Below are 13,750 nucleotides of genomic sequence, written 5' to 3'. Positions count from 1 at the left end.
CCCTTTGTGGTGCTTAAGCCGTGATAAGGGGTCTCTCTTTAAAATCGCTAGAGGGATGGGGGCCTTTCTCGCCTCCTTTGTGAACCGTAATTTTTCTCTGTTCAATAAGTATATTTGTGGACAGATAATACATTTAACATAGAACGGTTCTTGTTGACTCCCCTCCACGACCTGAAAGGGCTCCTCCAGAGGGTTCACTGTCCCCGCCACTTGTTCGGGGCTATATTTGGCAGGCAGTCGGTGGCTCAGAGGATCGCCCCAAAAAGAGAGGGGCTCTCTCTCACAACGTCTAGTACCTCAGGATAGAAGAAGAGTAATGGTTCCTCTCCTCCTGCAGCCTGATTAAGCCCTCAACCGAGATATGGGGTAGCGTCATTAGCATCAGCGAAAGGCACCTCGGCAAAGTAGTGTACAAACTCTCTATAAGGGGACTGTACATCTCCACCCTCAAGAGTGGGGCTTTTCGCCCCCTTAACCCCCAATTTTATAAATTAAGCTATTTATTTATCACCTCACGTTTTTGCACGTAGCACGTATTAATATCGCTAAATGTACTTAATAGTTATAAGCTCAACATGGTTAGGCAAATAGGAGTATAAAAGAGCCGTAAGGTACTTCAAGTCCCAAAAGTTAAATGTCCTTAAATTTTTCATATAAATAACTCAAGTTGTCCAATGTCTCGTCATTTTTTAATAAATTCTTTATTAAATTTATTTTGGGTTCTAAGAAATTCATGATTTTATCTTGGTTCTCTATAGCGTCGTCTAGTAACTCCTTTCTATTCTGTTGCAGTCCTGAAGAGGCACCGTATCTTGTTATAGTACTTAAAGGTTCTAGGTAAGAAGTCACGAGGATAAGGTCAAAAACCTCCTTTATCAGTATATCTGACAACTTGATAGAAAAACTAGTTATGTAAGGGTTTTCTGTGAGCCTCCTGAACCTCTCGTCATTAAGGCCTAATTGATTACATGCCTCTAGTTCTCCGTTTAGACATTTATTGAAAATTTGTAGTATTTCACTGTTAAATTTGCTTAAGTTAGACTTTTCGCATTCTATTACAATTTTCCATAATTCGTACCACCTTTTATATTTAAGCCCGCTAGTTATAAAATTCTCCATCTGCTTATAACACTTAGCTAAATCTGTTTCTCGCAAATATTTCCTAAAAATATGCTGAATAAGCTCTAGCAATTTCTTTAAACTAGACCCAGATATGGGCGTGTGTCCCAGTCCTTCTACCTCCTTTAGTATACTACTTTTCCGAAAGAACTCTTTAGCCTCGTTTATGACCATTTCCATCTCTCTTGGGTGCCTTATGTCGAAGTCCCGCAACCCAGCTACTATTAAGAACGGGAGCAAGGCTATCCCGCCGTATATTAAAAGTAGTCCTTTGCTTATCTTTTCAGTAGCCTGTTGTAGGTCTCCGATTTTCCTACTCTCAAACCTATATAAATCCTCCTTATCCCTTTTGTCCTCTGCTACTTCTCTTTTTATTTTGTCGTCTATATAATTTTTAGTCTCTATAGCCCTTTCCCAGTCCACCAAACCGTCCTCTATATACTCTAGAGAAAAAATCTTTTCACTTGGCATCTATGTCACTAAAATACCTCGTCTTTAATTAACGATAGTGCAGTATACTCTTGGTACTTTACGTAGACATACCTTAACAAGTCGTTTAAAGGCATCCTCAGTTTCTCCGTTACAAAACTCTTTAGCTCTTCATCGAGCTCTACGACAGGGGCCTTATCGGTGACCTTATACGCTTTCTTAAAGCCCACTAAAGCCCCCGTAACTAAGTCCTCTACGGCCACCTTTTCGACGTTTACAAACCCTTGCCTCTCCAGCTTATATACATCGTCCTGCAGCTCCTTGCTGAAAGGGCCGAAATAGTAAGGGATGAACTTATACCCCAAGTCCCTCCCCAATTCTTTCTGTACTAAAAAAAACGTCTTCTGAAACCTGGTCGCAGTCACCTCAACGTTTAAGTCCTTCGCTAACCGTAAAATCCCTAGGACGTAGTCAAGCCTGTCCATACTCAATATTAGTTAATCAAACCTAAAAAGCGTTTACCCACGGCGTAACTCGTGCTTAAGGCCCCCTACAAACCCACTCCTCTAACTCCATAACAGACACTGCGATAAGTAAAAGGGGGCTCTAAGTCTGTAACAAGTTTAACGTAACTCTTAGCTTTTTTAATTCTCCTAATCCTCGTGGCTACACTGGGTGAGCTGGAGCCATATTGCTCATCGAAATTTAATTAAGTATTTTTTTTTGAGTCGATTAGCGCGGGGGATGGGGTACCACAATGGACTCCGTGAGCAGTCCCCAGCGGGAAAGAGACGCTCGATGAAGCTCCCCCATGTCGTGGCTGGGAATACGCTCCATACCTAAGAACAGTGAAGTACTTGAGTTTAGAAACGACATGAGCCACGTGGAAGTGGTCGCCATTAAACTCCGTTTCCTTAAGCTCAAGTAAGGCCTTCTCGAGCCCCGCTTAAGCCCCTCTTCCCCAGCACCCCTCAGGAAAAGGTGTTCCTCATGCGTCGTTCTTCAAAATTTCCTTACCTACTTCAGGTTTAAGACCCTCCTTGTCATACTCGTTAACTACCTCGTACGGGACCTCCTTCAACCCGCCCGTTAGGGCCGCCCTCATAGTTTCACCCTTACTAACGGCTGTATCCCAGACGAAGTCGAACCGAAGTTCTCGCATTTAGCTTTCGGTACTGAGCGGAGGCCCCTTAGGTATTGACTGGGCTTACTTAACGAGTTTTCTTTCATCTTTTACCCGTTACTGAGCAGTTCAAATAAGCGGTGTAGGCTTTCATCATGTGATAATAGTTGCTCTTTGTACGTTTTCCCAACAAAATAGAGGAATGAAGAGATATCAGTCCAATTTTCTCCGGGGGCTTCATATTTTTTGATGAGATACATCAGTAAGTAAGCTTTTAGTTTCGAATCAGCATTGTCCTTTTCCTTTTCTAGTAGATGTAAGGCATAATCATGTGTAGAAAGGACCTTGAACGCAGATAAAAACACGAGTTCTTCTAAGTTTCTACTGTTCAGGTGGAACGTATCCCCTACATCACATTCAATTTCTTTGGCGTCTCCGTCAAGGAGTACATAAACCTCAAAGTTGTATTTCTTCTCAGTTAATAGCTTGTCTAACTCTATAGCTCTTTTACAAACGTTATACTTCCCTCCCCCTTCACAAATTAATACGTCTTTGTGGCTATAACATCTATACCCACTCACTATTTTTTGAGCTACCATACTAGCCGTATTTAAGTCGTTAATGCCCAATAGGCCCGCTAGGAATTTAGCGTCGGTAGGCCCTTCTACTAATAGTACTCTCACTAACAGAGCCCTCTTAAGTCTTCATATAACTCATCAATAAGTTCCTTAGCTTTTTTACCTTCTATCTGTCTGACGTGTACCTTGTCCCTCTTAAGGAATTCGTAAATCATCACACCTTCAGGGTATGCTGTAAGTAAATAGTTAAGGAATTCTATACTTTGTGTAGTTATAAACCACTGGGAGCTACTCTGCCTCATTAGGTCTATAGCCTTTAACATTAACTGGGGGTGTAAATGGTTCTCTATGTTGTCATGAATCACGACGTCGTTACTCGATGCCAAAATAAGTAACAGAAGAGAGGCGAAACCACTACCTAAGAGTTGTATTTCTACATCCCTATCACCTTCAGCTACTACAAAGTTCATCCTGTTTAATTCGTCGACCTTTACGCCTATTAGGTCGAAGCCTAACACCTTCTTCAGGAGTTCCTTAACCTTTGAAAAGTTTATTAAGGGAGAGAAGTTATTCACGAAGTCAGGAGTTATCGGGTTTGGCATAGAGAAAGAGATGAAAGTGAAATTAGGCAAAGGTTTCCTTGTCTCACTACGAAGGGTAATCCCGACGGATTGAGGTAAAACCGAAGTTAGGTCCACCCGTAATATCCTTGTGTCACCATCCTTAGATAGTTTAAAACCGACGGGGTTAACAATTGCAACGACCGGGCCTACTTGTTTAAGGTCATCTAAAGACGCCGATGTAACCCTATACCCGTTTACGGACATGTCGACCCCGTCCCTAGCCAATAAGTAATACCACAGGGGGTCCATCCTTAAAGTCGATGCAAGCCCTAAAACCGTCCTGGGGATGTTGGCAGAGGTCATAAAAAGCGAGACAGTGAGGGCCTCGAGGAAAGTCGTCTTAAAGGAGCCGTTACAGCCCGTAATCACGTTAATTTTCTTGGGTAAAAGCCTAGGAGGGTCCAGCGTCTCGTGGTCTGCAACACTTATGCCTCTGAGGCTATAGACCTCTACGGCTTGGACGACCTCTTTATACTTCCCTATTTCTTCCATGTGTAAAATTTACCCTTCTAAGGTTAAAAATAGTTCTAAGGTTAAAAATAGTCTTGCCCTTAAAAGGAGGCTAAAGCCCCCGCTGCCTGCGACGCCGAACCGCAGAAGTAACTACCACAGTCACCTTCCCCAATAAACTAGTCCTTTATCTGGTCAAATTTCTTTAACACCTCCCAACGTTGTTTTTCAACCCCTTTGATTAACAGTCGAATTTGAAGAGCAAAGACGATTACCAGGGGAATATCTTTCAAAACGTTTTGGGGTTTTAACTTTTTGCATTTAATCTTCCCTAAGACATTAACCCAAGTACCTTTCAACCCCTTTTGGGGGTTTAACGACAAATTGGGTTTAGCCATAGTAAAATGTGTAATATAAAACGCGGCTATAACAGTACGTTAGATTTAGGGTTACACGCAAATCAGTACCGCCGTCACTAGGTACGTTAGGCATAGAGAAGTGTAGTCTGACGGTAGCCCGTCCCTGCCACCTCAGGGTTTCCCTTTTAAGCAGTTTATCGCGGATAAGTCGCACTTTAAGGCTTTCGTCTCCGGTTAGGAGCTCTGGCACCGCGCTCTGGAAGGGCACATCAAGGCCTTAAAACCCGTCCTCCCGTTTTACGTTAGGCGTTTTAGTGCAAGTGCCCTAACCGTGGGCGGGGACGGTAGCTGTCCGGTAAACAGTGGGAGGCTGTAGTTAGTCCCGTCAATTTGCCTAGGGTCACTTCTGACACGTCCCCAAACCCCCTGTTGTACAACAAAAACCTCAAACAGAATTGGAACTGTGACGCCCCGGTCTACCAGCTGATGAGTTAAATGACGATTTTTCACAACCCTTTTATGGTCGTCTAAGTGAGGTGAGGCCACCACAATAGACACCCGAGAGACGGATTATTATTTTGTTGAGTCCTAAAGGGCAAGGCCCCGCCCTCCGGCCCAACGCATGTGCAGGCTTTACACGAGGGCTTTATCGGGCTGTCCTCGCCCTCCATTAAACGACCGGACATAACACACGTAAATGTGCTGGACGACGGGATAATGACCCGGCCCGTATGAAACCTTTCGTATACTGTATTGTCCGCCCGCTAGCTGGGCTGACCCGAGCGGAAACCACATTTCCCAAAGGCGGCTTAAAAGACCCCAACGTGGACACACCGGTGAGCGAGTAAGGAATTCGAACTTTTTACGGTGTAATAAATCAAAATTTAGTCCATGTAATTTATTTTGTTTACTAAAATTATTTTCTTTTTCCTATTTTACAGTCAACTTTGCTGAGTTTTTCACGCGGTCTAATCCGATACCTTGAACACTGGTCAGTTTCCTACAATCAACGACTAAAAACCGTCCATTCATGAAGATAGAACCCCTAACACTGGACAAGTTTATAAGGGTGGAAAAGCGAGTATTTTTTATGAGAAGGTTAATAGTACTAATACTAGTCCTATCTAGCCTTTTTTCTCTATTTACGACCATAAACAGTCTGAGTTACGTGATATCGTGCCACATAGTAGACCTACCCCCGGGTTACTTCGAGTGTATTTACCAGTACGTAAATAACGGCCTTTACGTAGTCTACTACTCCACAGCACCGGTGTACTTTGCAGTACAGACCGTTAGCGGGTATACGGCTTTCTCTACGCAAGGGACTTCGTATTACGGGTACATCAGCCTACCGGAGGGCGAATATAAAGTCCTTTTCGTGAACAACATGACGGACAGCAACGTGACGATACAAGTTTACCTGGGGGACGGCAGGCCTTACCCCACCGGTATAGCCGATTACGGTATAGATGCGAGTAACGGGGTAGCCCGCCCCTACGTCGAAAAGTTTAACGGAGTGGTAGGTGTAGCTCAGGTATACTCTATTTCAGCCTATAACGCCTCCATAAACAGTTACGGTGCGTCACTACAGCTCAACACAGTCCTCCAAGTAAACACCGTGCAGGGGAGCCAAGAGTACTGGTTACAAAACGTGGTCCAGTTCAGTACGAACACCAGCCAGTACAGAGTCGTCGACAACGTCTGGAATTACACGTCCTACCCCAGCGTGTTAAACAGCAGTGCCATTACCGGGGAGGGGACCGTCGCGTCTACACTTGAGGGCACACACTTGAACTACTACTACGTCTACTCCACTAACTGGTTCAACACGACATACCCCTTATATACGGCCCTGCTCATTAAGGTGGCCACTGTACCGCAAGGTGTAAGAGTGGTCTTCAGCTACCTCAACGGTACGTCTTTCACTGACTACGACAACGTTACCATCAAGGTAGGGGGTGTTACATCAGCTTACCTCCTAGTCGACGGGTATAACACGACGGGCAGCGGGAACGCTTACGATACGGAACTCGTGTTCGGCGGCGAGTGTAATGGTGAAATTACACAATTCGACCAAATCAACGCTACAATCTACATGTTTTACCTAAATAACACCGGCGTACTTACCCCTAAGTCCTTGTCCCCCTTCGGACTGGACACGGCAGAGGCTTCTGATAACTTGTTTACTGTCCCCTACCAAGGTGCATATAACGTCGAAGTAGGTAACGGGAACGAGTTAGTGATAGCTAATAAGAGTTTCCCATTTGATGTAGGGCTCGTCAACGGGTCTAAGGTAATAGACCTAGGGCAGAGGGCTGACGTGGAGCTAGACGTCCGAGGAGGCGTACCGCCTTACTTAGTGGAGATAGGGAACGAGACCTTTATCGACTTATTTGTAGGAAACACTTACTACTCCTTCTTACCTAACGGGACCGGGGACTTGACTTACCCAATTACGGTAGAAGACTTATACGGCAATACTAAGAGTTTAGACTACTCGCTGAGGGTCAACCCCGACCCTACCGTAAGTTTATCGGTCCCGCGGAACGACACCGACGTGGGTTTACCCATAACCCTCACCCCTAATGTGCGGGGAGGGACCCCTCCCTATAACGAGACTTGGTACGTAAACGGAGTTCAAGTTCCCGCTAACGGGGCCTTTAACTTCTCTTCACCGGGGACGTACAACTTGACACTGAAGGTCGTCGACTCCGTAGGCTACGCGGTAGAGAAGTCGGTAACGGTCGAGGTGTATAAAGACCCCTCATTGACAGTAAGCACTAACCAGACCGTGACTGACCAAGGCGTACCTATAGGGCTAAACATAACGGGGTATTACGGTGTTCCCCCCTACACGGTAAAGGTCTACGTAAACGGGACGTTGGAGAACGCGTCAGTTACACAGACGGGAGTCCGGGTACCGCTCGACTTGGCACCGGGCGTTTACTCGGTCGAAGTAAAGTTGACAGACTCAGCGGGTTACCAAGTGGACAAGACTGTTATACTGAGGTTTAACCAAGACCCCACCTTGGCGGTAAACGAAGTGGCCCAAGGTAGCTTCTTCGTGACGGCGACCTCTGTGACCATATCGGGTGGGGCATACCAAGGTACTCCACCTTACACATATACGGTATACGTAAACGGAAACAAGTACTACAACGGGAACGATTTATCGTTAAGTGTCCCCCTCAGTCTGGGCAAAAACAACATCACCGTAGTGGTGAAGGACTCATCGGGCGTATCCATTACAAGGACTATCCTAGTGTATAGCGGTTACGACTGGGCCGACATCGCGGCACTCATCGCAGTAGTCATCATCGCCTCTTTAGTCTTAATCTTCTTGAAGAAGAGGAGGAGATAAGGAGGGGTCACAAGTCATATTTTATGTCTTTTTTCCCTTCTCACCCCCCACCCCCGGCTCAAACAGAGCTATAAACCCGCCTTAATGTCCACAAATACTTTATGGTAGCAGTTGCTTCTGGACCCAAAAAACCATTTCACAAAAATAATTTCAAAGAATAACCACATAGTCAACCTAAAAATTTTGTAGTAAAAGAAAAACTTAAGGTAGGGGGAGTGGTAATACAACATGAGGGAGTTCACTTGGTTACACAAGACTCCCCCCGCCCAACAATAAACAAGCAAATAGGACTAAAACTACTCCCTATCGCACCCTTTAAGAGGAGAAAAGCAGGAGAGGTCTTGAGAACGCTCGCGACACCAGACTACCAAGCGACTCAATAGAAAACAAGTGGGGTACTTCATTAAGATATGAGTAATTCGAGTAAGAGTAGTTTATAAAACACCGTTTAGTTTGCCCCCAGCATATAGTTTTTTAGGTGCAGAATCACTAAGTTTAACCCGTGTACGAGGTAATAGATTATAAGTCAGACCCCAGAGCTTACGTTTATGTAAAAATGCTAGAAGCACTCAATGAGGCTAAGTTGTCTTTAGAAATGCTCAAAAGGGGGATGTTGACAAACGCTTCGGCAAAGGCTTTCATGGCTGTAAAGGCTATAGTCAGTGCGTTAGTCGTGAAAAACCTTGATAAGGTATTACAGTCAAAGCCCGAAAAAGAAAAAGAATGGTACGAGAGAGTAGGTTACTCAGCCCCCACTACGGGCCTAATAGGGATCTCTTATGACCTAGAGAAACTAGGGTATGACGTACAGTTAGCAGTTAAAACCGCGTTATTACTTCACTCCTTCTCCTATAACGGGTTCGACCCAAACTTCGTGAATTATAGGGATAGACGGGAAGTGGAAAGGGACATAGTCACAGTTATACAGTTTATCAAATCGAGTAAGAAGTACTTTGAGGACATATGGGACGAGAAACTGGAAAAGGAGCTAAAGGAGTTAGAGCAGTAAAAGCTTAATAGTAACTATAACGGTTATCCTACTTTTCCTTGGTATACCTGATTACTGGTTTGCTGATAAAGTTTTCAGATCCACGCACTGTTTATCGGGAAAAGTATAAGCCCGATAATAGGCGGGCACTGCTGGAGGTGACCCCATCGTTCAGGTAGTTCACCGGCTTGGGGCGTGTAGGAGTCCTTCAGGCTTGTTAAACACTATTTAGGAAATGCACTGACCCTGATGAAGACATTTAAGACGTGTTAAAGTAGAATAACTACTACATGTATGAAAGAGAGCCCTATGATAAGTCACTGTATTATAGAGAGGGCCTAAGACTCGTAAGGTTACACCAAGGGCGTGAGGGGGTTAAAGGTAGAGCGATACTCCTTTTCCTAGTAAATTTACGAGGAGTTAGGCGTTAGTAGGTACCAGAGCTCTTTCACGGGTAGGGGACGGCCCTTATGGGACGTATCTGTGCACAGCGCGTTTTTCTAGGCCGAACTAGAAGGGGAATAATAGATATAAATGTGTAGATAAAGTACTGAGTGAAATGAGGGGGTTTAGCCGTAATGAACTGGTAATATTAAACCCTATGCAGAGGAAGAGCGACCTAATTACTGCTAGGGTGTTCACCCCGCTGTATGCTGCTGCAGACGACGGGATATATGTGGTAAACAGAAAGGGGCTGTTGACTAGGTACGGCCCAAAGGCTATATTGACTTATTTGGTAGGAGGCTTCGGGGCCCTCATACTCTTTTCGGGGCTAATGACGGCTTTAAACCCGTATACGTCGATGACGGGGCTTACCAGTGAGGACGGGTTATTAGCAGCGGTAATAGGCGGGCTCATGGTGTATTTCGCTAGGAGATACGCTAGGAAATTGGACGTGAAGCTGGACGCGGAAAAAGGTGTTGAAGGGAGGCTCGTAGTGCCGTGGAGCGCAGTGAAGACGATAAGCGTAATGAACGTTAGGCAAGAAATCGTCACAAACCGCCCCGGCGCGTATTGGCCCGTTTATAAGGAAATAGGGGACTGGCACGTACTGACTACATACGGAGGGGAGATAGTAATCCCAGGTGTGGACGACCCTTTTAATAAACTGAACTACGTGAAGAGCAGGTTTAACTTAAGCTTCTAAGTCGTCACGTGTGGGGTTACTGCCCGTCCTTTTTCTAATGTTAGCCTGGGGGCTTCAAGTCCCCCATTAATCCTGCCGGAGCGTTTTAGGTAAGGCCCCTGTCGACGTATGTTTACGGATAGGCGTGTCCTCGCTTACTCTACAGTTAAGGGTCGGTGTCCTTAATCATTTAACGTAAAACGTATTATGAGTCAGCAGTTTATTCTACTCTAACGTGTCTTAAAGATTTTCATTATAACTAGCGTATTTACTAAACAATTTTTAACAAAGCAGAAGACTTTGTCCAGTTCCCTAAGATTTAGGGAGCTAATAAGCCTTCTGATTGCTGAGCTCGCCCTTTGTATTGCCCTGCCTTTTTTGGTCTTCATATTTTTCAATAAACCGGACGTAGACCTAAAAACTTTATCAGTAATAATAGTTGTCTGGTATTGTTGAGGTAGAGCGGAACGAAAGCTGGATTTTATTTCAATACTTTTCTTTAGTAATTCTGCATCTTTCCTAAGGGAAAAATTCTTGTCCTAAGAAGTACGGTGGTACATGGGTGCAAAGACTTAAACTTAAATAAAAAACACTATTTCCTTTTCCTCATCATCACTAAGACTATGACTAAGCACACCATGAGGACTATAAGTAGGATCACCGGTATATAATTAGGCTGTTCTGTATTAGGCGGAGGCGGGGCTATTTCACCAATCCCTCCCGGTGCTATCTCGCCACCCGTGTATACCGGTTGCGGATAGGTGTTGGTCACGTTCTGTACTACTACCGTTTCCGTTATCTTCGTATTAGTTATGTTATATTTACCCGGCGGGAGGCCTACTACGGGTAATTCACCGTTAGAGATCCATAAGAACGAAATGTTATTTGCCCCTCGGACTTCTGATATACCGGTCTCGTTAATTTCAATACTGCTATTGAATTTGAGCAGGCTCAGGTTCGACAATTTGAACACCTCTGCGGTATACGGCTGTAAATTGACCGACGCTATGCTCTTTTTCCCGTACGTTATTCCTATCACTATGCTCTCGTTTGACTCGAAGCCTAAATAAGTCTCGTTACCGGCTGGGACGAGGACTCGTAAAGTGTTATTGACTTCCGAAATGAAAGTGAACGGGGTTGTCAGTCAATATATTAGTCCCGTTGACTATTATTTTTGTGTAATTTACGTTTAACACCACTAATGGTGGGTCGCCTTCTATTTGGAGTGATAAGAGACCGTTATTGGCTAACTCGTGGGCGAGTGAATAAATGGGGTTTAAAAGTGAATAGGAAAGTAAAAACTGGATAAGGGAGTGTTCTCAAACAGTCATGAAATTCGATAAGTGTTTGTAATATTATATCAGTTTACTCCTAATATAGTGTATCCCCTTCAAGTAAGCCTCGTTCAACGGAGTTTTCTCCCTCGAGTAAACTACCGGGTACATCACGTTCAACAAGGCAAGGCTATACTCAACTATCCCCACGTCCCTGTTAACAGCCCTCGTGTCCCTTGCCAACCTAGCCAAGTGGGCCCTACAGTAAGAATGATAACTCTCCACAGTGTACCTCTTACCCACAACGTGTTTGTCGAGTACTTGGTAAACTGAGTAACCATCAGTGTAGTACACCCTACTCTCGGGTAGGGGGTCCTGGAGGAAGCTGAAAGTCATGTAATCCCTATCACCCGTGATAAAGAAGGGTACACCATCTGCCAACGCGTTCCATATCCACAAGTCTTCCCTCTTTTGCCCATGTCTGGCCCACACGTAAGTCCAACTCTCGTCAAGCACTGTAGCTTTTGCCGTGAAACCCTCTAGTCGTCCTTGCAAGAGTAGTAGGTAAGCATACGCTTCTACCCCTTTCCTCCTTATAAAGCTGTATATTGTCGTCAACGGTTTCCCTTCGACCCTCGCTATCCCCCTCATGCTCATCCTATTCGTGTATTCTTTCAGTACTCTCTCCTTTTGTTCTTTACCCATCTTGTGGTTTGTCGCTTGGTAGGACGTCTTCCCGCAAGTTTTGCACTTGTATTTTGTTTTTCCTCTAGCTGATCGTCCTTTACTACTCTGTTTGATTTGCACGAGGGGCACGGTGGTCTTTCTTCTCTCCTCCTCTTTACCCCGAGTTTTTTAGTGTAGTAGTATAGTGTTGATGGCGGTATCCCTAACTTGGTGACCTGTACTCCTAGTAAGTATGCTGCTATTGTGTAAGCGAGGTCTTCCGGCTCGTGTTTTCTCGGCTTAAAATTTTATCTTAAAACCAAGAGTATTAGGTGTGCAAGGGTTACGAGGTTCATCTCGTAGACCCCCTTAAAATCTCGTGACCCTTGCACATAAGTGTTTCTGAAGTAATGTTTGCCTTTATACTTCTAGCTCTTTCCAGCAAGTAGTGATAGAAAGGATAGTTTTTATAAATACTCTATTATTTTTACAACTGTTTATCGAATTTGGTGACTGTTTGAGAACACTCCCTGAGGAGTTCAAGCCCGCTTCGTCGTCCAGTTAGATAACAGATGATGGAAAAGTAGTCGATTAAAAACATTGCTTTATATTAGGTTTTAATATCTACGGTTCATGACTACGTAATACCCCAGTGACGTAAGTTTTAAGGTATCGTCAAGCAGGGCCATCGCCTTGAGCCTATTTATCTCCCACATTATGTTCTGTTCGCTCACGCCCGTTTGCATCGCCAGTTGCCGTATATTGATCCCCCATGTAGCAGCCTCTAATATCCGTATTTCGAGCTGGTTCAATGGCAACCTTACGAGGCCCCTGTCCATTAGGTCCATGAGGACGTTTTGGACGTCATAGATACTAAGTCCGGTGTCGTTAGCGATCTGCACCAGGGTCTGGCCCGCCCTATACCTCTCAAGTACTATCCTGTCTATACTAGAGAGACCTTTTCCGCCTCTCTGCCCTGAATAACCCCCTTTAGCAATTTTCTGCCCCGGGACCTTTTTGTTACCCCCCTTGGCTTTTTCGTATGCACTGGCCCCGTAACTTGTACCCATCGCGACGAAAATGAAGTTTATAAAGGCGTCAAGTAGGGCCAGGCTACCGGCCGCTGCACCTAGCAACCCCAAGGCACCGTTCGCCAGTGGCGCGATCCCGGGTGCATTTGAGTCTATAACACTCGACGTATAACTTAGCAGCACTTCTATGATTATATAAGATGCTAGAGGGGTGAACAGCGCGAGTATCATCCCTGCGGCCCACCCTCCTAGCCTACCCGCTACATAACCTGCTACTACGGCAGAGATTATCCACCCCAAAATAGGAATCGGTGATAAGATAAAGTCCAATATGACCCACATAATCCCACCTACTATAACTCCAGTTATAACATCCCCAGCTCTTACCATAATTAATTGTATTTTAGTCATAAGTCATTTATAAACTTTGTGTTAGAGACGGGAGTCCTTCACGATTTTCCCCATCTTCATGAACTGTATTTTTCTCTACTTAAATAAGTACTGTTGATAGACAAATATTAGTGAGGTCACCGAGCTATCCCCCCACTCGAGTGTATAAGCCCTAGCACCGTATCCGCTCAATACAAGTTTCCTTTCATGCCGGTCGATGGCTCATTTGCCTC

General features: G+C 44.8%; 13 protein-coding genes and 1 pseudogene. 4 read left to right on the top strand and 10 right to left on the bottom strand.

All coding sequences use genetic code 11. The annotated features are described in order from the left end of the window. Positions 1-289 precede the first annotated feature (289 nt). The 7 genes from KN1_RS06420 to KN1_RS06395 form a co-directional block, all read right to left on the bottom strand. Entirely contained in the window at positions 290-439 is a 150-nt protein-coding gene (locus KN1_RS06420) for a hypothetical protein (protein ID WP_221290208.1), read from the bottom strand. Positions 440-630: 191 nt separating this feature from the next. Next, entirely contained in the window at positions 631-1,590 is a 960-nt protein-coding gene (locus KN1_RS06415) for a hypothetical protein (RefSeq protein ID WP_221290204.1), read from the bottom strand. An 8-nt stretch (positions 1,591-1,598) separates the two neighbouring features. Next, complete coding sequence (locus tag KN1_RS06410) at positions 1,599-2,033, bottom strand: conjugal transfer protein (protein ID WP_221290202.1); 435 nt, start codon at positions 2,031-2,033, stop codon at positions 1,599-1,601. Between the two features lie 616 nt (positions 2,034-2,649). Beyond that, positions 2,650-2,778 carry a hypothetical protein gene (locus KN1_RS14950; protein WP_258712632.1) on the bottom strand — a complete coding sequence of 43 codons (129 nt, stop codon included), beginning with the start codon at positions 2,776-2,778 and terminating at the stop codon, positions 2,650-2,652. A gap of 3 nt (positions 2,779-2,781) precedes the next feature. Then, a complete protein-coding gene (locus KN1_RS06405) occupies positions 2,782-3,354 on the bottom strand; it encodes a hypothetical protein (protein WP_221290199.1) in 573 nt (190 codons plus the stop codon). Next, a complete protein-coding gene (locus tag KN1_RS06400; RefSeq protein ID WP_221290197.1) occupies positions 3,354-4,364 on the bottom strand; it encodes an AAA family ATPase in 1,011 nt (336 codons plus the stop codon). Before KN1_RS06400 ends, KN1_RS06405 begins: the two co-directional genes overlap by 1 nt. Positions 4,365-4,501: 137 nt before the next feature. Beyond that, positions 4,502-4,720, bottom strand: coding sequence for a hypothetical protein (locus KN1_RS06395; protein WP_221290195.1), 219 nt, complete (start codon positions 4,718-4,720; stop codon positions 4,502-4,504). A 1,051-nt stretch (positions 4,721-5,771) separates the two neighbouring features. On the opposite strand from KN1_RS06395, the gene KN1_RS06390 reads away from it, so the two are divergent. The 4 genes from KN1_RS06390 to KN1_RS06375 all read left to right on the top strand — a co-directional run bounded on the left by KN1_RS06390 (position 5,772) and on the right by KN1_RS06375 (position 10,177). After that, positions 5,772-8,042 carry a thermopsin family protease gene (locus KN1_RS06390; protein WP_221290193.1) on the top strand — a complete coding sequence of 757 codons (2,271 nt, stop codon included), beginning with the start codon at positions 5,772-5,774 and terminating at the stop codon, positions 8,040-8,042. Between the two features lie 215 nt (positions 8,043-8,257). Next, positions 8,258-8,425 (top strand): hypothetical protein, encoded by a 168-nt coding sequence (locus KN1_RS06385; RefSeq protein ID WP_221290190.1) that lies wholly within the window; start codon positions 8,258-8,260, stop codon positions 8,423-8,425. 119 nt (positions 8,426-8,544) lie between these two features. Next, a complete protein-coding gene (locus KN1_RS06380) occupies positions 8,545-9,051 on the top strand; it encodes a PaREP1 family protein (protein WP_221290188.1) in 507 nt (168 codons plus the stop codon). 538 nt (positions 9,052-9,589) lie between these two features. After that, positions 9,590-10,177, top strand: a complete 588-nt coding sequence (locus KN1_RS06375) for a conjugative plasmid protein (pARN3) (RefSeq protein WP_221290186.1) — start codon at positions 9,590-9,592, stop codon at positions 10,175-10,177. A 571-nt stretch (positions 10,178-10,748) separates the two neighbouring features. On the opposite strand, the gene KN1_RS06370 is transcribed toward KN1_RS06375, so the two are convergent. The 3 genes and pseudogenes from KN1_RS06370 to KN1_RS06360 form a co-directional block, all read right to left on the bottom strand. Continuing rightward, positions 10,749-11,195 carry a hypothetical protein gene (locus KN1_RS06370; RefSeq protein WP_221290182.1) on the bottom strand — a complete coding sequence of 149 codons (447 nt, stop codon included), beginning with the start codon at positions 11,193-11,195 and terminating at the stop codon, positions 10,749-10,751. Between the two features lie 316 nt (positions 11,196-11,511). Further along, a pseudogene (locus tag KN1_RS06365) lies at positions 11,512-12,452 on the bottom strand (IS1 family transposase). Positions 12,453-12,713: 261 nt separating this feature from the next. After that, a complete protein-coding gene (locus KN1_RS06360) occupies positions 12,714-13,517 on the bottom strand; it encodes a hypothetical protein (RefSeq protein WP_221290180.1) in 804 nt (267 codons plus the stop codon). Between the last annotated feature and the right edge of the window lie 233 nt (positions 13,518-13,750).

The organism is Stygiolobus caldivivus (assembly GCF_019704315.1).
GTDB classification, from domain to species: Archaea; Thermoproteota; Thermoprotei_A; order Sulfolobales; family Sulfolobaceae; genus Stygiolobus; species Stygiolobus caldivivus.
Note: the sequence above shows the minus strand (reverse complement) of the source record. Positions and strands in the feature narration are given on the sequence as shown.